We start from the raw sequence: 22710 nt of genomic DNA on the forward strand, positions 1-22710 counted from the left end.
TGACATATCGAATGGATATGGACTCGGCATAGGTGCGGGCGCTTCGCAAAACAACGAGCACACGGGGTACATATCCGGCATTTGCGGTGAACTGAAATGATGGTTTCGCTCTTACAGCGAGTCACTTTGCAAAAGCGGCAAAGTAACCAAAGCGCTTTCGCCCCCGCGTACGGCCCTCGCTGCGCTCAGGTGTCCCTCACTCCGGCCCTGCTCCGTGGGCACGCCGTGACGGGCCATCCATGGCCCAACACGGCTCTCCCGGCATCCATGCCGGTCGACACACTACGCAGAACCTCCTCTCGGCCTCCCGAAGGGGCGGGCAGATCAAAAGCACTGCACGCCGAGGCGGCCCACCGGCCGGCCTGTTTGGTGTAAGTGTGCGCTGCTCAATCTGTAGCCGCTGACGAGCCTCGCACGACTCGTTAGCGGGTCTGAAGGACACTTCAACTGTGGGAGCGAGCCTGCTCGCGAACGACCTTCGCGAGCAGGCTCGCTCCCACAGGGAGGGTTGACTGGCAGCAGAGTATCTACAGGTCGCCGGGTCCCATTGGGCCGAGAATTTCCTTGCGGCAAACCTCGAGAATCTCATCTGCCAGAGCGCTGTCATCGGGGCAGGCACGGGACAGCACGATCGCGCCAATGGCATGGGCCATGGTGTCGATCATCTTGGCCCGCATGTCCTGTGGCTCCACGCCGGTGAGGGTGATGCCTGAGTGCTCCACGGCGGCCAGCATGTTTTCGAGCCCCTGGGCAAAGGTTGCCTTGACCTCTTCAGGCTGACGCGCAGCGTCCCCTGACAAGGCCGCGAAGGTGCAACCCTGGCCTGGAGTATCACGGTGCTGACGGGACAGGTACTGGTCAAAGAACGCGGCAATGTCGTGCTCTGCACTTTTTTCCAGTGAGTTCGCCAGCCCGCACGCAGCGGCTTCTGCCATCAGGTCGGCCTTTGAGCCAAAGTGCTTGTAGAACCCGCCATGGGTGAAGCCTGCCTCGGCCATCAGATCCGCCACTCCCACACCGTCATAGCCACGCTCGCGAAACAGCCTGGAAGCCGTCTCGACGATATGTGCCCGGTTCGCCTGCGCCTGTGCTTTTGTGACCCTCATTGCTTTATGCCTCGTTCAAACCACTGACAATCAAGGGCCCAATATACATGGATGTCGACCATCATCAAAATGGTTGACGTTTAAGATTATGATCATCATCATAATGGCTCGCTGATCGATATGCCGTATCCCGCGGCTAGATTTTCTCTTGAGAGAGCGCCTCCATGACTACTCATTCTTCTGTCCTTATCACCGGCGCCTCCAGTGGCATCGGGGCAACCTACGCGGAGCGGTTTGCCCGCCGTGGCCATGACCTGGTACTGGTTGCCCGCGACAAGGCGCGACTGGAAGCCCTGGCAGCACACGTGCGCCAGGAATACGGCGTTGCCGTCGATGTGTTACAGGCAGATCTGACCCAATCCAGTGATCTGGAGGTGGTTGAAGCGCGGCTGCGTGACGACTCCAGCATAGGCATCCTGATCAACAATGCGGGCATTGCCCAGTCGGGCGTTTTTTTGGAACAGACCGCGCAGAGCCTCACGACGATTATTGCGCTCAACACCGTTGCGCTGACGCGACTGGCCAGCGCGATTGCGCCACGGCTGGTGCAGGCCGGTGAGGGGGCGATCGTCAACATAGGATCGGTGGTAGGTCTGGCGCCCGAGTTCGGTCAGTCGGTCTACGCTGCAACCAAGGCGTTTGTGCAGTTGCTGTCACAAGGGCTGAGTCACGAGCTGTCGGCCAAAGGTGTTTATGTTCAGGCGGTGTTGCCTGCCGCAACCCGCACCGAAATCTGGGAGCGCGCGGGGATCGATATCAATACCCTGCCCGAAGTGATGGATGTGGGTGAGCTGGTCGATGCCGCTCTGATCGGTTTCGATCGCCGTGAGTTGATGACTATCCCGCCTTTGCATGACGCTGCCCGTTGGGATGCACTGCAGGGCGCACGTCTGGCGCTGCTTGGAGATGTGCGGATGGCCCATGCTGCCGAGCGTTATCAAAACTGATAGATGTGGAAAGGCCGCACCGGGCGCAGTGGGCGCTCGGTGCCTCACCCGGAGCCGCCGTGTATGAATGCTTTTTTTATCGATGGATACGGCAAGGACAATGGGCGGATAGGGCACGTGCCCGACCCTGAAGTTCGACCCGATGAAGTACTGGTCAAGGTGTATGCCGCCAGCGTCAATCTGCTGGACTCCAAAATCCGCAAGGGCGAGTTCAAATTGATCCTGCCGTACCGGTTTCCTCTGGTGCTGGGGAACGATCTGGCGGGCGTGGTGCTTCGAGTCGGCAGCAATGTGAGTCAATTTAAGCCGGGAGACGAGGTTTATGGGCGTCCTCAAGAGGACCGTATCGGCACGTTTGCTGAGCTGATTTCGGTGTCGCAGGATGCGCTGGCGCTTAAGCCCGTCAACCTTGACATGGAGCAGGCAGCGTCCGTGCCATTGGTCGCACTCACGGCCTGGCAGGTGCTGGTAGAAACCGCGCAACTGAAAAAAGGGCAGAAGGTGCTTATTCACGCGGGTTCCGGCGGCGTGGGCAGCATTGCCATTCAACTGGCCAAGCACGTGGGGGCCTTTGTGGCCACGACCACCAGCACCCGCAACGTCGAATGGGTAAAGGCTCTCGGAGCCGATGTGGTTATCGACTACAAACAGCAGCATTTTGAAACGCAGTTGCACGACTACGACGTGGTACTCAACAGCCTGGACGCTGGCACCCTCGAAAAATCCCTCAAGGTACTAAAACCGGGAGGGCAGCTTATATCTATCTCCGGCCCACCCACCGCGCAGTTTGCCAAAGCCCAAGGGCTGTCCTGGGTGTTGCAGCAGGTCATGGGCCTTCTGAGCTATGGCATTCGCCGCAAAGCACGCCAAAGAGGGGTGAGTTATTCGTTTGTCTTTATGCGGGCAAGCGGGGAGCAGTTGCGTGAGGTCACCACGCTGATTGAGTCTGGTGTTATCAGGCCGGTGGTTGACCGGGTGTTTGAGTTCGGCGCGACAGCCCAAGCGCTGAGTTACGTTGAGTCAGGCAGGGCGAAAGGTAAGGTCGTCATCCGGGTCGAGCTGTAACAAATGCAATGCGGTGCTAGGCTAGCAGGCAGAAAACGGCCATGAAATCCATCGTGGCCCCTGTTTTTTCGGTCCCGTTACCATGCCCGCAACCCAACAGGTCAACACCCTTCCCGTCGATGCAAGCTGCGCAACTCCGAGGTTCTGGCGGGATGCGCAGTTACCATTTATCGAGGCTCGCTCAATCGCCGACGGTCGCAAGGTTTGCTATGCCCGGCACTCTCACGAGATATTCTCGATCGGTGCGATCACGTCCGGTTGTTGCAACTACCTGCATGAAAAAACTTCACACGCTATCAGCGCAGGCACGGTGGTGTTGATGAACCCGGGTGATGTCCACGCCTGTAACCCGGTCGAAGATCAGCCTTGGTCGTACGTGATGCTGTATGTGGATGCACTTTGGCTGTCCGGTATTCAGCAGGGTTTTGATGAGCAAGGCAGCGAGGTGTTCCAACCCGTCGCGGCCACCCACACGCAATCCGCCGTCTTGTTCAGCGGCCTGACCGCCCTGTATGCACAATTGGTCGACCCTCAGCTCGAGGTGCTGGCCAAGCATGAAGCCGCGATTCTGTTTTTCTCGTCGATGCAGCAGGAGCTGGGCAGTTCGGTGGCGCTGCGCAAGAGCGCCAATGTGCGGGTGGAGCGTGCCGCCGACTATATTGATGAGCACTTCTTGAGCACGATTCGATTGCAGGACATCTGTGAAGCCGCGAGCCTGTCAGAGGCTTACCTGATTCGTGCATTCCAGCAGCGTTACCACATGACGCCCCACGCCTATCTGATCAACCGACGGATTCAACATGCGCAAACGCAGTTGCGTGAAGGTGCATTGATCGCCGATATCGCGCATCAAACCGGGTTTGCCGATCAAGCGCATTTCCAGCGGGTATTCAAAAAGTACCTCGCGGCCACGCCCGGCCAGTACAAGACTTAAAACCACAGCAAAGAGACCGCACAGCCCGCCAGCATGGCCGCCATGCAGCGGTTGAACAGCCGGATGCGCTGTGCGCTGCGCAGGTAACGGCTCAGGAAGGCCCCGGTGTAGGCCCAGCAAGCTACGGACAGGTAGCAGACGACAAAGTAGATCAAGGCGAACGACCAGATCAGTACGGCTTCTCCGCCCGCCACAAACGCGCCCATGCCCGCAACTGCAGCCAGCCACGCCTTGGGGTTGAGCCACTGCATGGCCGCGCCATATAAAAACGAGGGCTGTCGTGTATCACCTTCGAACTCGATTCGGCCGTTATCCATCGCCAGCTTCCATGCCAGATACAGCAGAAATGCCATGCCGGCCCAGCGAATCAGGTCGGTCAGTATCGGCCACTGCTTGAGCACTTCATGCAGGCCGAAACCGGTAAACAGCAGCAGCACGACAAAACCCACCGTGGCGCCCAGCACATGACGCAGGCTGGGGCCCAGGCCGAACTGCATGCCGGAACTCAGGGCAACGACATTGACCGGCCCCGGTGAAATGGATGCTGCCAGGGCGAACGCCGCCATCGAAATCAACACGCTCATCGTTACTGTGCTCCGCTCAAGGGGTGTGCTCGAAGGTTAAGGAGCATGCAGGTTGGCGTATTGAACAAAACTCCCCTGTGAAGACGTCGATGGGAGGCGTGCAGACCAATTGGCTTGCACTTGTGAAATTTAACCTGTAATTTTTCATGAAATTAAACGGTTTAAATTTCACGGCGGCCCGGGATGAACAAGCAAGAAGAGATGGCCGCATTGGCGATCCTTATCCACGACCTGCGCAAACACAAGAAATACACCCTCAAGGAACTGGCTGACAAAATCGGCCGTTCGGTGGGTTTTTTGTCCCAGGTCGAACGCGGAATTTCGCAGCCAACGGTGGCCGATCTGACCGCCATCAGCGAAACACTGGGCGTGCCGACCACCTATTTTTACAGCCTGCCAAAACCCAAGCAGTTGCCCTGGGTGACCCGCCCGGACGAGCGCCGCACGTTGTATCTGGGCAACGGCATTACCGATATTTTGGTTTCGCCGAAAATCCGCGCGTCGTTCTCGATGCTTGAAAGTCTGCTGGAAGCAGGCGCGAGCAGCGGTGAGCGGCTCATGACGGACAGCTCGGAGCAGGGCGGCTATGTGATCGAAGGTCAATTGACCCTGTGGCTGGGTGACGACGATGAGCCCGCCACCCTGAACGCCGGGGACAGTTTTCAGTTCGACAGCCACACGCGCTGTCGCTACGCCAACCTGACACAGCAGCTCACGCGAGTGCTGTGGGTCTACACCTGATAACAATAAAGGAACTTCCAAGATGGATGCTGCATGCTCTGATCTGCTGGCCGAGGTGCGTGCCTTTCGCCAACACAACCCTGAGGTGCGTTATGTCGACCTGATTTCCCTGGATATTCCCGGGCATTTCTACGGCAAGCGTTACCCCATCGACATGCTAGAAAAAGTGGCGGTTGGCAGCGTGCTCAAATTGCCGCAAAACTGCGTGTTGCTGGGTGTGCAGGGCGGGCTGTTCAAGATTGGCGATTACTGTTTCAACGACGGTGACCCGGATGCCGTACGGCGCCTGGTGCCAGGCACCCTCAAGCCGGTGACCTGGGAAGGCAAGCCGCTAGGCCAGATGCTGATTACCACGGACGGCACTGAAAAACCGATTGTCTTCGAGCCCCGGGAGGTCCTCACCCAGGTGTTGGCCCGGATGGCCCGAAAGGGTATCCACCCGGTGGTGGCGTTTGAACTGGAGTTTTACCTGTTCGACAAGCAACTGCGTGAGGGGCTGCCGCAGTTTCCACGTGATCAGTTGAGCGACGATGCCGATGACCAGCCCAACATGCATATCGAGCGGTTGTCGCGCTTTTCTCCTGTGCTGGATGACATGGTCGATGCTGCGCAGGCCCAGGGGATCGACGCAACCGTGATCACAGCGGAGCTGGGGCCGGGTCAGTTCGAAATCAATTTTGGCCATCTCGATGATGGTGTTCGGGCAGCGGACTGGGCGGCCCTTTTTTGCCGCAGTACCCGCGGGGTTGCCCTTAAGCACGGTTATCGCGCCAGCTTTATGGCCAAGCCCTATCTGCAACATCCCGGCAGCGGCATGCATGTGCATGTGAGCCTGTACGACGCCGGCGGCAACAACCTGTTGGCGCACAATCAGCAGCAACCCTTGCGGCATGCCATTGCGGGTTGCCTGGAATTATTGCCGGCCTGTATGCCGATTTTTGCCCCGAACCAGAATGCGTTTCGCCGTTTGGGCGGCACGACCAACATCGCCACACACGCCAGTTGGGGCTACGAAGATCGGGATGCCTGTTTGCGGATTCCTGAATCCGATGCAAAAAACCTGCGGGTCGAATATCGCCTTGCGGGTGCCGATGCCAACCCCTATCTGGTACTGGCGGCGATTCTGGTGGGGTTGGAGCACGGGCTTGAGGCGGGTAAAGAGCCGATTTTGCCGCTTAACGAAGACCGCAACAGCGGTATCGCTTTCCCGCTTGAGATGCTTGAAGCGGTGCGGACCATGCAGCATCAACCTCAGTTGCGCGACGGCATGGGCGGCGAATTTGTAGACGTTTACTGCGAGAACAAACGTCAGGACCATCTAGCTTTCATGCAAGAAATCAGTGCCCGGGAATATCGCTGGTTTTTGTAAATGCCTTATGGAGTAAAGACTTATTGGCGTTTGCAATGACTGCACCAGACAGCAGATTTTCAGGGGATACCTGCTATACCTACTGATTGAATCCATGACCGGTTAATCAGGGCGATGAGAAAACAGACTGTCAGATGTGCGTCTGCGGCGTTGCCGCTGTTGTTAGCCCTGCAGGTGGCGCAGGGGGCAGAGCCACCCGTTAAAACCAGTACCAGCGACTCGGACTGGCTGCTGTTGGCGAGCCCGTTTGTGTGGGCTCCGTCAATGAGCGGGCAAGCGGCGCTTGGCGGGGTCAATACCAAAGTTGATGTGCCGTTCTCGGATGTTCTGGATAATTTGAGTTCGGTTTTCATGGGCAATCTGGAGCTGACCAATCGCACGTTGGGGTTTTATGTCGACGGCGTCTACGCGAAAACACACCAGTCTGAACGGGTGTACGGGCGCAAGGTAGGTTTGGCAATCGCCCAATCCACCCTTGCCGTGGGGGTGTACTACCGCGTCTATGAGTATGAGTTGGGGGGCTCCACGATTTTCGGCGAACCTCGCGCCTGGCGCGTCGAGCCCACGGTCGGTGTGCGCTGGACCAAGCTGTCGACAAAACTGGACATCGATTCTCTGGGTTTCAGTACCAAGAAAAAAACCGAGTGGACAGACCCTTTCGTTGGCTTGCGCATGCAGACCGACCTGACGGACCGCTGGACGCTTTCGGGCCAGGCCGATACTGGCGGGCTGGACACGTCCTCCAAGAAAACCTGGAACGCTCAGGGGTATGTGGGCTACCGCATGTTCCTGGCGGATCACCCCACGATCATTCGTGTCGGTTATCGGGTGTTGTCGCAGGACTATCGCACCACCGACTTTACCGGCAACAAGTTCAAATACGATGTGACCCAGCGCGGCCCGGTACTAGGCCTGTCCATGCGCTTCTAAACCAGCAGTGAGGAATCAAGGGAATGCAATTGCTCAAACACACCCAACATCTGGCGTTGGCAGTCGCAGGTTTTATGCTCGCGTTGCCTGTTGCCAATGCCTGCACCCGCCTGGTTTATCTGGGTGACAATCAGACGGTGATTACGGCGCGCTCCATGGACTGGAAAACAGACGTGGCAACCAATCTGTGGATCTTCCCCCAGGGTATGCAGCGCACAGGAGAAGCCGGGCCGGGCTCGCTCAAGTGGACGTCCAAATACGGCAGTGTGATTGCCACGGGCTATGACATTTCAACCACTGACGGGGTCAACGAAGCCGGGTTGTCAGCAAACCTGCTGTGGCTGGTTGAGTCTGAATATCCACCGGTCAATAAAGACAAACCGGGGTTGAGCATTTCTGCCTGGGCTCAGTATGTCCTGGACAACTTCAGCACCGTTGCCGAAGCGGTCGACGTACTGAAGACCGAACCCTTCACCGTTGTCACCGCCAATGTGCCGGGTGAGAGTCGTCTGGCGACCCTGCACCTTTCAATGTCCGATGCTTCGGGCGACAGCGCCATCATTGAATTTATTGATGGAAAACAGGTGATTCACCACGACCGGAGCTATCAGGTCATGACCAACTCACCGGCGTTCGATGCGCAGTTGGCAATGAATGCGTATTGGCAGTCCATTGGCGGTACGGTGATGCTCCCCGGCACCAATCGCTCCGCGGACCGTTTTGCCAGGGCGTCGTTTTACGTCAATGCGGTGCCAAAAAACCAGGACGCACGCTTGTCGCTGGCCAGTGTGTTCAGTGTGATCCGCAACGTTTCAGTGCCCTACGGGATTACCACACCCGGCGAGCCGAACATATCTTCGACCCGCTGGCGCTCCGTGATCGATCACAAGCAGGGGTTGTACTTTTTCGAGTCGGCCGTCACCCCGAACACGTTTTGGGTGGACTTGAACAAGGTCGATTTTTCAAAGGCAACGGGCACCGTCAAAAAGCTGAACCTGGGGCCGGACCAAAGCACTATTTATTCCGGGGAGGTCTCAAGCAGCTTTAAAGTCACTCCGGCGTTCAAGTTTGAGGGGGTTTAATGTTGTTGCGAAGGTGGGGTTATCCGAGTGTTGCATCGTGCTCCGGCACCAAGCGGATCTCTACGCGTTGACCTAGTGCGCGGGCGGCGCTGGCCAGGGTTGCCAGTGTCATGCCCGGGTCATTTTCATCAAGTGCCCGATCGACCGCCGTACGGCTGGTGTGCATCCGGTCAGCCAGCGTTTTTTTGGTGACATGTTGCTCCTTCATGGCCTCGGCTATCTGCCAGGCAATGACGCGTTTGAGTGCAGCGGCCGAGACCTCTTCTGCGAGGCCTTGCTCCGAGAGGAAGTCGTCAAAATCGGAGCCGATGTGGTTATTCATGCGCTGTACCTCATAGTTTTGCATTGCGCTGTCTGGCTGTTTGAAGATCGACCGCCGGGGTTTTCTGGCTTTTCTTGATGAATCCGTGAAGCAGGATCATCTGCGAGCCGACAACCGTAAAGATGATACGAGCAATGATGCCATCCAAATCCGAGCGAACCTCCCACAATTTAGGCTCCAGCTTGCGCACAACCGGCATGCCAATCGGCCAGCCAAGTTGTACGGTCTTTATATCGGTTCCAATCAGGCGCCTCTGCTCGCGCTCGAGACTGGCCAACCATTCACGCACAGGCTCATTGCCTGCGAGCGTGCAAAAAAATCGACCATTAAGAATGGGAGGGACAGAGTTCATGTACTGAAGTGTACCTAATTTGGTACCTTCCTCAAGCCCGGCCAGTGTTCAACTGATCAGCGGCCAGGGGTGACCTGCTCACAGGACATCTGAAACTGCGCGTCGAATGATTCTACGACGGCTGCGCCGCCGGACGCAGCCGTCGTGCCTCGGCAGCTGCTACGGGCTGGGTGATCGCAGGGCCCCATCACGGGGCCCGCGCAGATCAGCAGGCCAGTGGCTCGCGGCTGTGCTTGCCGTCGAGCAAGCGCTGGATACCCAGCGGGTTGGCGTTTTTAAGCGCGTCCGGCAAAAGGCTGTCCGGATAGTTCTGGTAGCACACCGGGCGCAGGAAGCGGTCGATGGCCAGAGTGCCCACCGAGGTGCCTCGAGCATCGGAGGTCGCGGGGTAAGGCCCGCCGTGAACCATCGCGTCGCACACTTCAACGCCGGTCGGGTAACCGTTGAGCAGTAGGCGTCCGGCCTTTTGTTCAAGCACCGGCACGACCTCGGCGAATGCCTGCACGTCAGCGGGCTCGGCAATCAGTGTCGCGGTCAACTGACCATGCAGGCTATGCAACGCTTGCAGCAACTGCGCCTTGTCGGCTACTTCGACCACCAGGGTGGTGGGCCCGAACACCTCTTCCTGTAATACCTCGGCACCATCGATCAGGAGGCTGGCATTGGCCTGGAACAATTGAGGGCTGGCCAGATTGCCTTGTTGCGGCGCACCTGCAAGGTGGCGAATACCATCGACATCAGCCAAGCGCTGGATGCCCTTGCTGTAACTGGCCAGGCCCCCTGCATTGAGCAGTGTCTGTGCGGGCTGAGCGCTGAAGAACTGGCCGAGTGTGTCGATAAAGGCACTGAATTCGGGTGAACGGATACCCAGCACCAGGCCCGGGCTTGTACAAAACTGGCCAGCGCCCAGCATCACGGAACCGCCCAGCTCCCGTGCTATCTGCTCGCCGCGGGCACGCAATGCCTGGGGCAATACCAGCACCGGGTTGATGCTCGACATCTCGGCAAAGACCGGGATCGGCTGTGGCCTTGCCGCGGCCATGTCGCACAGGGCACGGCCACCGGGCAAGGAACCAGTAAAGCCGACGGCTTGAATCGCCGGATGCTTGACCAGCACAGCGCCCACACCCGCGCCGTAGATCATGTTGAACACACCGGCTGGCATGCCGGTGCGCTCGGCGGCACGCACAATCGCAAGCGCCACCTGTTCAGCGGTTGCCATATGCCCGCTGTGGGCCTTGAACACCACCGGGCAACCGGCCGCAAGTGCCGAGGCGGTATCACCGCCCGCAGTGGAGAACGCCAGCGGGAAGTTACTGGCCCCGAACACAGCCACCGGCCCCACGCCCATTCGGCACTGACGCAAGTCTGCACGGGGCAATGGTTGACGATCAGGCAGCGCCTGATCGATGCGCGCTCCATAAAAATCCCCTCGGCGCAGCACATTGGCGAACAGGCGCATTTGCCCGCTGGTGCGCCCGCGCTCGCCCTGGATGCGCGCGGCTGGCAAGGCGGTTTCGCGGCAGACGATGGCCACGAAATCGTCGTCCAGGTTGTCAATTTCTTCGGCGATGGCTTCCAGGAACTCGGCGCGCCGTGTGGCGGGCAAACTGCGAAAGGCAGGAAACGCGGCGCTGGCAGCGCTGACAGCGGCATTCACTTCGGATTCCGTAGCCTGGATAAAGTGGTATGGCAGCGCTTCGCCGGTGCTGGCATCCACGCTTTGCAGGTGCACGGTGCCAGCGCCGCTGCGGTGTCCGCCAATAAAGTTTTGTCCGGTGATGCGTGTCATATCAAGGTCCCTTTAGGCAACGGCTACAAGATTTTTTGAGCCTGCTGCGAATCAGCTCATCGCGCCGCAGTGCTCGCAATCGGGAGCCACCAAGGCTCCTTCAGGCGGCCACTGTAGTTTTTGTCGAAGAGACTGCCCAATGACGAATGCTGATTGGGCGATAACCATTGGTCATCCTTCAGGCTCGCGCGGCATCCCATACGCGCATGATCTGAGTGATCGCTGCATCGAGTACCTCATGGGGCACGCCGTCGCGGGCGAGGGTGGTGAGCCCCAGCAAAAAACTCTCGAACACAGTGGCCAGTGCAACCGGATCGGTATGTTCCGACAGTTCAGCGGTATTGATGCCGCGCTCAACACAGGCAATAAATCCTGCGCGGTTGCGGGCACGGGCTTCGGCCAGCGGCGCGCAGATGGCCAAGGTCTGTGGTGTGCAGGCACTCATCAGGCCCAGAGCAACCAGGCAACCCCGTGGGTGACCGGTCTCGCACTGCATGTTGGCGGACCGGCGCAACGTTGTTTCGATGGCCTCGCGCGCAGGCAACTGGGGGTCGTACAGGCTGTCGGTCACTTTGCCGTGACTGTTCAGATAGCGTTCCATCACTTCTTTGAACAGGGCTTCCTTGGAACCGAAAGCCGCATAGAAGCTGGGTGCAGAAATGCCTGAGCCAATATTCGCCTTGAGCTGGCTCAGGGAAGTTGAGTCGTAGCCTTGCTCCCAGAACAGGTGCATGGCCTGCGTGATAGCCGCGTCCCGGTCAAATGTACGCGGGCGTCCCATCTGTGCCATTTGAATCTCCTTCGTCACGAGACATAAATACTATTCGATACAAAAGTCGTTGACCAATATTTTTCCTCGACTTACATTTGTACCTATCGATACATAACTAGGCAGGTCAGAGCACCCATGGCACAAGAGCAAAACACCACTGAACGATTACCCATGGGCGCGCTGCTAGCGCTCGCCATGACTGGCTTTATCTGCATCGTCACCGAAACGTTGCCTGCGGGCCTGTTACCGCAAATCAGCAGTGGCCTCGAAGTGTCATCGGCATGGGCGGGGCAGATGGTTACGGTCTACGCGCTGGGGTCTTTACTGGCCGCCATCCCGTTGACCATTGCGACCCAAGGCTGGCGGCGGCGCAATGTACTACTGCTGACGATTGTCGGTTTTCTGCTGTTCAACTCGATTACCGCGTGGTCTTCAGACTATGTCGTGACCCTGATTGCACGGTTTTTTGCCGGTGCATCAGCCGGACTGGCCTGGAGCCTGCTAGCGGGTTATGCCCGGCGCATGGTCTCACCGAACTTACAGGGCAGGGCCATGGCGGTGGCGATGGTCGGCACCCCGATTGCACTGTCTCTGGGTGTGCCGCTGGGTACCTGGCTGGGCGCGCTGGTGGGGTGGCGCACGGCGTTTGGCCTGATGTCGATCCTGACCTTGGTGCTGATTGTCTGGGTGGTGGTCAAAGTCCCCGATTACCCGGGGCAGACGGCCTCTGAGCGCATCGGTTTGCGCCAGGTATTGGCCACTCCGGGGGTGCGTCCGGTGCTCGCTGTGGTGCTGACCTGGATGCTTGCGCACAACATGCTTTACACCTACATCGCGCCTTTCGTGGCCTCTGCAGGCCTGGGCAATGAGGTCGATCGTGTGTTGTTGGTCTTCGGGCTGGCTGCGCTGGCAGGGATCTGGATGACCGGGCGTCTGGTGGACCGGCATCTGCGTAACGCGGTGCTGGCAAGCCTGGCGACGTTTGCCGCGATCTCTCTGCTGTTCGGGTTTTTCTCACAGTCGGTGGCCGTGGTGTACGCGGGTATCTTCGTTTGGGGGTTGTCCTTCGGTGGCGCCGCCACATTGCTGCAAACAGCCCTGGCCGATGCGGCAGGCGAGGGCGCCGATGTGGCGTTGTCGATGAACGTAGTGGTCTGGAACAGCGCTATTGCCGCCGGGGCATTAACCGGCGGCGTGTTGCTCGACCAGGTCGGGGTTGGTGTCTTTCCCTGGGTATTGCTGGCGCTGTTGCTGGCAGGGCTGTGGATTGTGTTTAGCGCCCGGACCCACGGTTTCCCAAAGGGCCAGAGGCAATCAGGAGCGGCGGTGGTCGGGCATTGAGCCCGGTTGATCGGGCGTTTTCACTCTGGCCCGTTACAAGGGCCAGAGTGTGCCGGGGTTCTAAGCCTTGTCAGCTGACCTGTCCGCCGCTTTCCAGTACGTCGTGATGGGTGTTCAGGGCAGTGATCACCGCGATGCGCAGCCCCTCAACCACCGTTGAAAGTGTCATGGATGGCATGCCGTTCTGCACCGTCTGCTCTGGAAGCGCGGGCACATGGATAAACCCGCCGCGCACCGCAGACCCGGCCAATGCATGCTGCAGGCAATAGAACACCTGGTTGCAGACAAAAGTGCCCGCCGTATGCGACACCGAGGACGCAATGCCAGCGGTCTTTAACGCCCGTACCATGGCTTTGATGGGCAGGGTACTGAAGTAGGCGGCCGGACCGTCCGCCACCACAGGCGTGTCGATGGGCTGCTCGCCCAGGTTATCGGGGATGCGGGCGTCGTTGATGTTGATCGCCACCCGCTCGATGCACACGTCAGCACGGCCGGGGCCCAGCCCGACCGCGATCACCAGTTGCGGCTCGTACTCTTCCAGCAGTTGCTGCAGTCGTTCAGGTGCCTGTGCAAAAGCGCAGGGCAACTGGCGGCCGACGATGCGCACATCGCCTAGCAAGGTGCCGTCCAGAAGGCCCACGGCCTCCCAGGACGGGTTCACGGTGTCTTGGTCGAACGGCTCGAAGCCGGTCAGCAGTACAGTGCGCATCAAGGCCTCACATCAGCACGTAAAGAAGCACGATGTTGACCAACAGCATCATCAGTGCGGTCGGCATTTGCGCCTTGATCACGGCGTATTTGTCCGGCAGTTCCAGCAGGGCAACGGGCACGATATTGAAGTTGGCTGCCATCGGTGTCATCAGGGTGCCGCAGTACCCGGAAAACATGCCGATTGCCGCCATGACCGCCGGGTTGGCATCGTACATACCCACCAGCACCGGTACCCCGACACCGCCAGTCATCACCGGGAACGCAGCAAAACCGTTGCCCATGATCACGGTAAACAGCGCCATGCCCAGGACGTAGACGATGACTGCGACCAGTCGATAGTCCATGTTGATGTACGCAGTAGTGATATGGGCAACCGCAGTACCGACACCTGCGTCATTGAATAGCAGGCCAAGCATGGCCAGCATTTGCGGCAAGACCATGGTCCAGCCCAGGGCTTCGGTCAGGCGGCGTGATTCACGCAAACCTTGCAACGGCGTGTCGCGGGTCAGGATGCACGCCAGGACCAGAGCCACCATGCAGCCGATACCCAGTGACACGAACGTGGTGTTTTTTGGGTCCAGCAGCGGCACGCCACCGATCTGGGTGTTTTTCAGCAGGATGGAACCAATCACCGTCACCAGCGGAATCGACAGGGCTGGAATGAACAGCTTGTGGCCCAGACGTCCAGCACTGCCCCGTGCTGCCTTGATCGACAACTCGGCGTGGGTGCCACGGCCGACGCCACCGATGCCCGCAATACCGGCCATGACCAGCACGCCAACACCGACCACAAACGGCGACAGGCTATCGCCAATCAGGAACACCATGGCGAACAGCGCCCAGAACAGGCCGCTGGTCCAGCGTTTCGGGTGGGTACGGTCACTCACAATCATGCCCGCAGTGACCAGCAACAGAGCACCGGCCAGCCAGTAGAAATACTCAATAGAGATAATCATCGTGCCAGCTCCTGGGCTGCATCAACTTCTTCCCGGGCAACTTCGGCCATGCTGCGTGACAGCATCAGGTCGAAGCGGTACAGGCGTAACGCATGCACGATAAAGGCACAGATGGCGGTCGGGATGCCCCAGAAGGCAATGTGCAACGGCTCTACATCAAGCCCCGAACCCAGCAGGAAGGTGTGCATCAGTGCGATTGCACCAAAGGCTACAAACACGTCTTCGCCAAAGAACAAACCAATGTTGTCGGTGGCCGCGCACATGGCGAGCACCTTTTGACGCACGGGGGCCGGCAGCTTGCCGTACTTGTTTTCGGCGGCGCCCTCGGCCATCGGTGCCAGCAGCGGGCGGACCATCTGCGGATGCCCGCCCAGGCTGGTCAGCCCGACTGCGGCCGTAGTTTCACGCACAAACAGGTACATGATCAGCAGGCGCCCGACGGTGGCGCGCTTGAAACTGGCAATCCAGTTTTGCGCATGCAGACGCAACCCGTGGCGCTCAAGCAGGCCGATCACGGCCAGGGGCAACAGCAGAATCAATTGCAGGGCGCGGGTTTGCAGGAAGCCTTCACCCATTTCGCTGATGATTTTTTCCAGCGGGAAGTTGGCAGCGAGGCCGGTGACGATGGCTGCGGCGCTTACCACCAGCAGTGGATTGAAGCGCAGCACAAAGCCAATGATGATGACGAACACGCCAATCAGTGGCCATAGATTTACGACGGTTTGCATGAGGGGGGAATCCCTTTAGCTGATTGCCGCTGCACCAGGGCAGGCTGGTGAGAGCAAGTCGAAAGCGGTCAGGCACACTTTCGAAAAATCGGTACGCTGCCGGACTCAGCGTGTTTTTTTATTTTTGACGCCCGATGAGCGTCATTGCCCGATATGGTTGGTGGCTTTGGGTTGTGCGTCCAGTCAATAAAAGTTGTCACCACTGAACAAAAAAGTTTTACCAATCACCGACTTAAGCCGACTGGCTTGCGGCTGCGGCAAGGGTTTAAAGTACGGGCCTGGTTTTGTTTGGGTGAGGCGTCCTGTATGAACATGCGATTTCTTCTGACATTCGTCTGGGTGGCGCGCCTTGGCAGCTTTCGACTCACCGCCGAAAAGCTCTCAAGCACCCAGGCGGCTATATCGAGTCGCATTTCAGTCCTCGAAACCGAGCTTGGCGTGCAGCTTTTCCAGCGCGATTCCCGTGGGGTCAATCTGACCCGTGAAGGTCATCAAGTGCTGGGCTACGCCGAGGAAATGCTGGCCACCCAGCAACGCCTGCTCCAGTCGCTGGGGCAGGCAGACAGCTTCGCCGGGCGCTTGCGCATCGGGGTGATGGACACCGTCATCCACAGTTGGCTGGGCGATTTGATCAGCGCATTGAGCCGCGATTACCCTCAGGTCGAGGTGGAACTGACGGCCGACACGGCACTTAACCTCAATGAACAGCTGCTCAAGGGGCAGTTGGACCTGATCTTTCAGACGGACCTGCTGCGCGCTGATGGTGTGCGCAATGTGCAGTTGGCCAGTTATCCCCTGAGCTGGATCGTTGCCAAGGATGCTGCCCTGGATCGCAACTACGAGAGCCTGGCTGATTTGTGTCAGGAGCGGTTGCTGACCTTCTCTCGCCTGTCACGGCCACATCAGGACATGCTCAATTTTCTGCATCAGCACGACATTGCGGCCCCGCGCATCAGTTGCATCAACTCGGTGGCGGCCATTATCAAGTTGGTGGCAGACGGGTTCGGCATCGGTGCATTGCCACCGGTACTGGTGAGTCGCGAACTGCAAAGCGGAGCGATGATCGCCTTGCCGATCGAAACTGCACCGGGCTTTGCGGTGTACGCAAGCTGGCGCGCAGGGGCGGGGCTGGAACTGAACGAAGCGGTGGTAAGCCTCAGCCAGGCGGTTGTTGCCCAATACCAGCGCAGCGTTGTACCTGAACACTTTGTGCTACCCGGCATCTGATCCGTATTTTTTTGCGTTATCTGCGACTGTTATGTATGCAGTTTGCGGCGCAAAATTCCCGTCAACCTTTCGAGACAGACGAGGACGTGAGTACTCAGCAACACTCGCGTGTGGTCGGCTGATGTTCTGCGCCTGTTTTATTACGAACGTTTGACGGGGAATTTCATGAACAAAATGGCATGGTTTTTAGGTGGCTTTTTGGTGCTGACCATCGGGATCGGCATTTTGGCGACCATTCCGCCGGGTTGATGGGGTGTTTTTACTCGCGAGTTGAAGTTTTTCTGTAGCCGCTGGCGAGTAGTACAAGGCTGCGTCCGAACGCGCAGCGGTCGTAAACCCTGAACGCGCGGCTTGACTGATAAGCCGTGGACGCTGGACTTTACGGTGGCTACGCAGTCGGACGCAGCCTTGGCGCCTGGGCAGCGGCTGCGTTGTGTGAGCTCAAGCCATGGCTTTCATCGCCTGCTCTATGTCCGCCAACAAATCGGCAATGTCCTCCAGCCCCACGGCCAGTCGTACCAGCCCCTCTGAAATACCGTGCCTGGCCCGTTCTTCAAGGGTGTAAGTGGAGTGGGTCATGCTCGCAGGGTGCTGTGCCAGTGATTCGGCGCCACCCAGGCTGACCGCGCGGCTGAACAGTTGCAGGGCATTCATGAACCGCTGTCCTGCGGCCATTCCACCTTTGAGTTCAAAGGCAATCATGCCCCCCGGCAGTTTCATTTGCCGGGAAGCCAGGGCGTATTGCGCGAAGGAGGGCAGGCCGGGGTAAGCCACCCATTCCACGGCTGGATGATCCTGCAACATGTGTGCGATGACTTGGGCGCTGCTGCAATGGCGATCCATGCGCAATGCCAGGGTTTTTATGCCTCGCATCAGCAGGTGCGCATCATTGGGCGACAACACCGCGCCGGTCAGGTCCTTCAGCCCTTGCAGGCGAATCCTGTCTGCCAGAAGCTGGCTGGTCACCACCATGCCTGCGGTGATATCGCTGTGCCCGCTCAGGTACTTGGTGGCCGAATGCACCACCACATCGGCGCCCAGTTCCAGGGGGCGTTGCAAGTAGGGGGTGCAGTACGTGTTGTCGATCACCACGATGATGTCGCCGTGCGTGTGGGCAATCTGTGATACAGCGGTGATGTCCACCAATTGCATGTTCGGGTTGGCCGGTGTTTCAAAGTAAATCATGCGCGTTGCCGGGCTGATGGCAGCTTCGAGATCCGCGGGGTTGGACATGTCCACGTGCTTGACCACGACCCCGAACTCCCCGATGCCGTGATGCAGTAGCGCAAAGGTGCAGCCATACAGCGTGCGGTTGACGATGATTTCATCGCCGGGCCTGAGCAAGGTCCAGAACGTTGCAGCAATCGCCCCCATGCCGGAGCTGAATGCCACGCCCGCTTCGCCGTTCTCCAGCGCCGCCATGCGCGACTCCAGCAGGGCCAGGGTCGGGTTGGAAATACGGGTATAAAAATGGCCGCTCTCTTCTCCGGCAAAACAGGCTGCGCCGTATTCGACCGATGCAAACGCAAAGGTCGACGTCAGATAAATGGGCGGGATCAGCGCACCGTGATTTTCCAGTGCGTTGTATCCGTGATGTATTGCGCGGGTAGAAAAGCCGAAGTTGTTATTTTTATCGTTCATGCTGAACTCTCCGATATTTCCTACAATGCTATGCTTTAAACAGACGGTAAAAATTCCAAATTTGCCTGTAAATACCCAGTGTATTAGAACAAAACCAAGTCGCAGCGATATTTAGAGGCACAGTATGCCAACTGCTCTGGATCGAATTGATAAAGCCCTACTTGCTGCACTGCAAGTTAATGCCCGCCTCACCGTCGCCGAGTTGGCCGAGAGCGTTTCGCTGACCACCTCACCGTGTTGGCGAAGGGTAAAAATTCTGGAAGAAAGCGGGATTATTACGGGCTATCAGGCCGTTCTTTCGCCCAAGGAACTGGGTTATGGCGTTACAGCTTTTGTCAGCGTGATGATGGAATCCCACTCTCAAGAGGTGGCCCGGTGTTTTGAGCAGCGCTTGCTGGAAATCCCTGAAATCATTGCCTGTCATAACGTCTCTGGGCGTTATGACTTTTTGTTGGAAGTCGTGGCCAAAGATCTGGAGTCTTTTGGTGAATTTGCCCGCGAGGTCCTGCAAGCCTTGCCTGCGGTGAAGGAGATTTATTCGAGCTTTTCGTATAAGTCGGTCAAGCCGCGGCGAGTGGTTCCGGTCATCGGTTGAGGACGGTTAACCGTTGGCTCACGGTGAAGTATGCGAACTTCGCACTCACCCTGTTATGGGGTTGTAAGTGTGTTCTGTTAAAGGTGTAGTTCTGGTCTTTCGATAGTTATTTAGCAGGCGGTAAAAATTCTAAATGGTTCACTTTTAATTTCATTTATTAAGAGTAAGTAACCATGTTGACCCGTGAAATCATGTTGCAGCTTTTTCCAAAAAGCGTTGCGTTTGTCGATGTGTATCTGCCGTTCATGCAGGCGATGACCCCTCAACGACTGATCAATACGCCCAAGCGTATGGCGGCATTTTTGGCTCAGGTAGGGCACGAAAGTGCTGGTTTCAGTGCCCTTGTCGAAAACCTCAATTACAGCGCTGACGGCCTGGCTGCGACCTGGGGCTCACGGTTTGCGCAGAAAGATTCGGCCGGCCAGTACCTCACAGAGATGGACGGTGGCCGTGCACGGCGCCTGCCCAATAGTGACGCACAGCGGCTGCATCGCAGGCCAGAAGCAATCGCCAACCGGGTTTACAGTGATCGCCTGGGCAATGGTTCCGAGGCGTCGGGAGATGGTTGGCGGTATCGTGGCCGAGGGCTGATCCAGATAACCGGCAAGAGCAATTATCAACACTGCAGCCTTGGGCTGTTCGGCGATGAGCGATTACTGGCGAACCCGCACCCGTTGCAGGAGTGGCGCTGGGCAGTTGAGTCCGCAGGCTGGTACTGGAACTCGCGCAACGTCAATGTTCTTGCCGACGGGGATAACTTTGAGCTTGTCACAAAGGCAATCAATGGCGGGCACAATGGCCAGTTGCACCGTGTTGCGTTGTACCGCCAGGCATTGAATTTATTGCAGTCGTCCTGATCGGTGTTTTTTCCGTCAGCAACACCGCGTTATCGGGCCATAATGCCCGCGCACTTTGCTCACAGCCATGGAGTCATAGATCAGTGATGTTTGAAATACAGCCGATGAACCCCGACATTTATCGTCAGCAAACCCGCCGCAGCACGCTGTATATCGTGCTGACGTTTGTGGTGCTGTCGTTGCTGCTGTCCGGGCTGGCGGTCATGTTGCTGGGCGTTCCAGGTGGCGATAACTTTCGCTTGAACCTGGCCGGGGTGATTGCCGCCTTGATCACGACCATACTGCTGGTGCGCTACCTGTTCTGGTCACAACCCTGGATGAGGCCTGCGGCCTACGGCTGGCAGCTCAAGCGTAGTCTGATGAAGGTGACCAATGTCATGCACCACGTAACGGCGGGGGTGATGGCGGGGGATGTTGCGGCGATGAAGCTGCTGCGCTTTTATCATTTGGGGGTGAGCCAGATGTACCAACTGGACGCCAACTCCAGTGCGTTGAGCCAAATGGTTCTCGAGATAGATTTACACAAGGCGCGCCTAGAAGCGCTGGGTATCGACACCGAACAAACCCGGCTTGATCCGGCCTGGATTGAAACCGTTAAAAAGTGGGCACCCTTGAAGTGATCCCTCACCGGGCAGGCCAGGCGATGTGCGTGATGACGTTACGCGTTTCGCCTGGCAAGCCCTTCAGGATGAGTGTTAGCTGACGACTCGATAGCACGGCTCATAGGCCGCGCCGCCTGGCAGTTTCATGCGGTGTTGCTCAACAAATGCCTGCAGCAGTTTGTCCAGTGGCTTCATGATGGCCGCGTCGCCGTGGATCTCGTAAGGCCCGAACTGTTCGATCAGGTGAATACCTTTCTCTTTGACGTTACCCGATACAATCCCGGAAAAAGCCTGACGCAAATTAATTGCCAGTTCGTGCGCCGGCATATCTTTACGCAGTTGCAGGCTGGCCATGTTGGCGTGGGTCGGGTCGAACGGACGTTGAAAACCTTCATCGATTTTCAATAGCCAGTTGAAGTGGAATGCGTCATTGCGCTCGCGACGGAACTGTTTAACCGCCTTGAGTCCCGCAGTCATTTGCCGGGCTACTTCGGGCGGGTTATCGATGATGATCTGGTAGTGCTGTTGCGCTTCTTCACCCAAGGTAGCCCCTACAAATTCATGCAGTTGCTGCAGGTAGGGTGCGGCTTCTTTGGGGCCTGTCAAAATCACCGGGAACGGCACATCGCTGTTTTCCGGGTGCATCAGGATGCCGAGCAGGTACAGAAACTCTTCGGCGGTCCCGGCTCCGCCCGGAAAAATGATCACGCCGTGGCCGACCCGGACAAACGCTTCGAGGCGCTTTTCGATGTCCGGCAGGATCACCAGTTCATTGACGATAGGGTTCGGCGCTTCGGCAGCGATGATGCCCGGTTCGGTAAGCCCCAAATAACGCCCGCCTGTCAGACGTTGTTTTGCGTGGGAAATAGTGGCGCCCTTCATCGGGCCTTTCATCACACCAGGACCACAGCCGGTGCAGATGTCGAGGCTACGCAGCCCCAGTTCGTGACCCACCTTTTTGGTGTACTTGTACTCTTCGGTGTTGATCGAGTGACCACCCCAGCACACCACAATTTTTGGCTCGACGCCCGGACGCAGGGTGCGGGCGTTGCGCAACAGGTGAAACACGTAATCGGTGATGCCGGCAGAGCTGCTCAGGTCGATACGCGGGCTGTCGAGGCCGCTCTGGGTATAGACGATATCGCGCAGGGCGCTGAACAGCATTTCACGTGTACTGGCGATCATTTCGCCATCGACAAATGCATCGGCGGGAGCGTTGAGCAGCTCAAGACGAACGCCGCGGTCTTGCTGGTGAATGCGAACCTCAAAGTCCAGGTAGGCCTCAAGGATGGTTTTTGCGTTATCGACGTGAGCGCCAGTGTTCAGAATAGCCAGTACGCACTGGCGAAACAGCGTGTAGCTGGTGCCTGAGCCAACTTCGCTCAGCTGTTGTACTTCGCGTTGGGAGAGTGTTTCCAGACTGCCTTTAGGGCTTACTGAGGCGTTGATGACTTGTCTTTGGACCATTGCGGGCTTCCTTGAGCGGGGTCGAAAAGTTGCTTGGCGCAGCCATTGAGTTCATGTCAGCAGTACAGTTTTGCCGAGCGAGGCGTCCCAACTCTTACGTCTTAGATTCATCTGCTGTAAGCATAGTAGCCTTTGGTCATGCTTTATAAGGCCCTGTTGCTCACTCTGGCTACAGTAGCAGCAGTGAGCAGGCCAACGATAAGGTAACCTTTCAAGTCACTGAAACAGAAAAGGAAAAGGGCGGGCTGATGATTATTACCACCACACATGGCATTGACGGCCGAAAAATTACTGAATACGTGGGAGTTGTCAGCGCCGAGTCGGTTCACGGGATCAACGTGGTTCGAGATTTTTTTACCGGCGTGCGCGACTTTTTTGGCGGGCGTTCTCAGACGCTGGAACGGGCCCTGAAGGAAGCGCGGGCAGAAGTCACGGATGAAATCCGTGACAGGGCAAGAGCCATGGGTGCAGATGCCATTGTGGGACTGGATTTTGAAATCAGCATGCCGTCAGGTCGAGGTGGAATGCTGGTGGTGTTTGCCACGGGCACCGCAGTGCGCCTGAACTGAGGATCAAGGATTCGACCGCG

At 57.9% G+C, this 22710-nt stretch carries 25 protein-coding genes; 14 read left to right on the forward strand and 11 right to left on the reverse strand.

Going from position 1 to position 22710, the window contains the following annotated elements; genetic code table 11:
• Positions 1–527 precede the first annotated feature (527 nt).
• Positions 528–1106, reverse strand: a complete 579-nt coding sequence (locus tag TU76_RS14800; protein WP_046809794.1) for a TetR/AcrR family transcriptional regulator — start codon at positions 1104–1106, stop codon at positions 528–530.
• A gap of 164 nt (positions 1107–1270) precedes the next feature.
• On the opposite strand from TU76_RS14800, the gene TU76_RS14805 reads away from it, so the two are divergent.
• The 3 genes from TU76_RS14805 to TU76_RS14815 all read left to right on the forward strand — a co-directional run bounded on the left by TU76_RS14805 (position 1271) and on the right by TU76_RS14815 (position 4052).
• The gene (locus tag TU76_RS14805; protein ID WP_048351955.1) at positions 1271–2053 is read left to right on the forward strand and encodes an SDR family NAD(P)-dependent oxidoreductase; all 783 of its coding nucleotides are present in this window, start codon (positions 1271–1273) and stop codon (positions 2051–2053) included.
• A gap of 63 nt (positions 2054–2116) precedes the next feature.
• Positions 2117–3118: an NADP-dependent oxidoreductase gene (locus TU76_RS14810; protein ID WP_048351956.1), complete on the forward strand. Its 1002-nt coding sequence runs from the start codon at positions 2117–2119 to the stop codon at positions 3116–3118.
• An 82-nt stretch (positions 3119–3200) separates the two neighbouring features.
• Positions 3201–4052, forward strand: coding sequence for an AraC family transcriptional regulator (locus tag TU76_RS14815; RefSeq protein WP_048351957.1), 852 nt, complete (start codon positions 3201–3203; stop codon positions 4050–4052).
• Here the strand turns inward: TU76_RS14815 and TU76_RS14820 are convergent.
• Entirely contained in the window at positions 4049–4636 is a 588-nt protein-coding gene (locus tag TU76_RS14820) for a LysE family translocator (RefSeq protein WP_019828887.1), read from the reverse strand. The genes TU76_RS14815 and TU76_RS14820 overlap by 4 nt on opposite strands.
• 183 nt (positions 4637–4819) lie before the next feature.
• Here TU76_RS14820 and TU76_RS14825 point away from each other — a divergent pair, with 183 nt between their 5' ends.
• The 4 genes from TU76_RS14825 to TU76_RS14840 all read left to right on the forward strand — a co-directional run bounded on the left by TU76_RS14825 (position 4820) and on the right by TU76_RS14840 (position 8758).
• Complete coding sequence (locus tag TU76_RS14825) at positions 4820–5377, forward strand: helix-turn-helix domain-containing protein (protein ID WP_019828888.1); 558 nt, start codon at positions 4820–4822, stop codon at positions 5375–5377.
• Between the two features lie 22 nt (positions 5378–5399).
• Entirely contained in the window at positions 5400–6746 is a 1347-nt protein-coding gene (locus TU76_RS14830) for a glutamine synthetase family protein (RefSeq protein ID WP_048351958.1), read from the forward strand.
• Between the two features lie 114 nt (positions 6747–6860).
• Positions 6861–7676, forward strand: coding sequence for a hypothetical protein (locus TU76_RS14835; protein ID WP_048351959.1), 816 nt, complete (start codon positions 6861–6863; stop codon positions 7674–7676).
• Positions 7677–7699: 23 nt separating this feature from the next.
• Entirely contained in the window at positions 7700–8758 is a 1059-nt protein-coding gene (locus TU76_RS14840) for a linear amide C-N hydrolase (protein WP_048351960.1), read from the forward strand.
• A 19-nt stretch (positions 8759–8777) separates the two neighbouring features.
• On the opposite strand, the gene TU76_RS14845 is transcribed toward TU76_RS14840, so the two are convergent.
• The 4 genes from TU76_RS14845 to TU76_RS14860 form a co-directional block, all read right to left on the reverse strand.
• Positions 8778–9080, reverse strand: a complete 303-nt coding sequence (locus TU76_RS14845; protein WP_046809788.1) for a helix-turn-helix domain-containing protein — start codon at positions 9078–9080, stop codon at positions 8778–8780.
• Between the two features lie 10 nt (positions 9081–9090).
• The gene (locus TU76_RS14850; RefSeq protein WP_048351961.1) at positions 9091–9432 is read right to left on the reverse strand and encodes a type II toxin-antitoxin system RelE/ParE family toxin; all 342 of its coding nucleotides are present in this window, start codon (positions 9430–9432) and stop codon (positions 9091–9093) included.
• A gap of 205 nt (positions 9433–9637) precedes the next feature.
• A complete protein-coding gene (locus tag TU76_RS14855) occupies positions 9638–11224 on the reverse strand; it encodes an aldehyde dehydrogenase (NADP(+)) (RefSeq protein WP_019828894.1) in 1587 nt (528 codons plus the stop codon).
• Between the two features lie 178 nt (positions 11225–11402).
• Positions 11403–12014: a TetR/AcrR family transcriptional regulator gene (locus TU76_RS14860; RefSeq protein WP_019828897.1), complete on the reverse strand. Its 612-nt coding sequence runs from the start codon at positions 12012–12014 to the stop codon at positions 11403–11405.
• Between the two features lie 117 nt (positions 12015–12131).
• On the opposite strand from TU76_RS14860, the gene TU76_RS14865 reads away from it, so the two are divergent.
• Positions 12132–13337 carry an MFS transporter gene (locus TU76_RS14865; RefSeq protein WP_019828899.1) on the forward strand — a complete coding sequence of 402 codons (1206 nt, stop codon included), beginning with the start codon at positions 12132–12134 and terminating at the stop codon, positions 13335–13337.
• 70 nt (positions 13338–13407) lie between these two features.
• Here the strand turns inward: TU76_RS14865 and pcp are convergent, their stop codons facing one another.
• The 3 genes from pcp to TU76_RS14880 are packed head-to-tail and all read right to left on the reverse strand — an operon-like array spanning position 13408 to position 15732.
• On the reverse strand, positions 13408–14046 hold the full coding sequence (gene pcp / locus TU76_RS14870; RefSeq protein ID WP_048351962.1) for a pyroglutamyl-peptidase I: 639 nt from the start codon (positions 14044–14046) through the stop codon (positions 13408–13410).
• A gap of 7 nt (positions 14047–14053) precedes the next feature.
• Positions 14054–15004 (reverse strand): DUF979 domain-containing protein, encoded by a 951-nt coding sequence (locus TU76_RS14875; protein ID WP_019828901.1) that lies wholly within the window; start codon positions 15002–15004, stop codon positions 14054–14056.
• Positions 15001–15732: a DUF969 domain-containing protein gene (locus tag TU76_RS14880; protein ID WP_019828902.1), complete on the reverse strand. Its 732-nt coding sequence runs from the start codon at positions 15730–15732 to the stop codon at positions 15001–15003. The genes TU76_RS14875 and TU76_RS14880 overlap by 4 nt, the downstream gene beginning before the upstream one ends.
• A 306-nt stretch (positions 15733–16038) precedes the next feature.
• Here TU76_RS14880 and TU76_RS14885 point away from each other — a divergent pair, with 306 nt between their 5' ends.
• Complete coding sequence (locus TU76_RS14885) at positions 16039–16959, forward strand: LysR family transcriptional regulator (RefSeq protein WP_048351963.1); 921 nt, start codon at positions 16039–16041, stop codon at positions 16957–16959.
• 108 nt (positions 16960–17067) lie between these two features.
• Positions 17068–17208 (forward strand): hypothetical protein, encoded by a 141-nt coding sequence (locus TU76_RS25240; RefSeq protein ID WP_019828905.1) that lies wholly within the window; start codon positions 17068–17070, stop codon positions 17206–17208.
• Between the two features lie 192 nt (positions 17209–17400).
• Here TU76_RS25240 and TU76_RS14890 read toward each other — a convergent pair whose 3' ends face one another.
• Positions 17401–18600, reverse strand: coding sequence for a methionine gamma-lyase (locus TU76_RS14890; RefSeq protein ID WP_046809785.1), 1200 nt, complete (start codon positions 18598–18600; stop codon positions 17401–17403).
• 124 nt (positions 18601–18724) lie between these two features.
• Between TU76_RS14890 and TU76_RS14895 the strand changes: the two genes are divergently transcribed.
• The 3 genes from TU76_RS14895 to TU76_RS14905 all read left to right on the forward strand — a co-directional run bounded on the left by TU76_RS14895 (position 18725) and on the right by TU76_RS14905 (position 20672).
• Complete coding sequence (locus TU76_RS14895) at positions 18725–19195, forward strand: Lrp/AsnC family transcriptional regulator (protein WP_019828909.1); 471 nt, start codon at positions 18725–18727, stop codon at positions 19193–19195.
• Positions 19196–19368: 173 nt separating this feature from the next.
• Positions 19369–20052 carry a glycoside hydrolase family 19 protein gene (locus tag TU76_RS14900; protein WP_048351964.1) on the forward strand — a complete coding sequence of 228 codons (684 nt, stop codon included), beginning with the start codon at positions 19369–19371 and terminating at the stop codon, positions 20050–20052.
• Between the two features lie 86 nt (positions 20053–20138).
• Positions 20139–20672, forward strand: a complete 534-nt coding sequence (locus TU76_RS14905) for a DUF3087 family protein (RefSeq protein ID WP_019828911.1) — start codon at positions 20139–20141, stop codon at positions 20670–20672.
• Between the two features lie 75 nt (positions 20673–20747).
• On the opposite strand, the gene ppnN is transcribed toward TU76_RS14905, so the two are convergent.
• The gene (ppnN, locus tag TU76_RS14910) at positions 20748–22121 is read right to left on the reverse strand and encodes a nucleotide 5'-monophosphate nucleosidase PpnN (RefSeq protein WP_019828912.1); all 1374 of its coding nucleotides are present in this window, start codon (positions 22119–22121) and stop codon (positions 20748–20750) included.
• Between the two features lie 248 nt (positions 22122–22369).
• Here ppnN and TU76_RS14915 point away from each other — a divergent pair, with 248 nt between their 5' ends.
• Positions 22370–22690, forward strand: coding sequence for a YbjQ family protein (locus tag TU76_RS14915; RefSeq protein ID WP_019828913.1), 321 nt, complete (start codon positions 22370–22372; stop codon positions 22688–22690).
• Positions 22691–22710: the final 20 nt, after the last annotated feature.

The organism is Pseudomonas psychrophila (genome assembly GCF_001043005.1).
Classification (GTDB): domain Bacteria; phylum Pseudomonadota; class Gammaproteobacteria; order Pseudomonadales; family Pseudomonadaceae; genus Aquipseudomonas; species Aquipseudomonas psychrophila.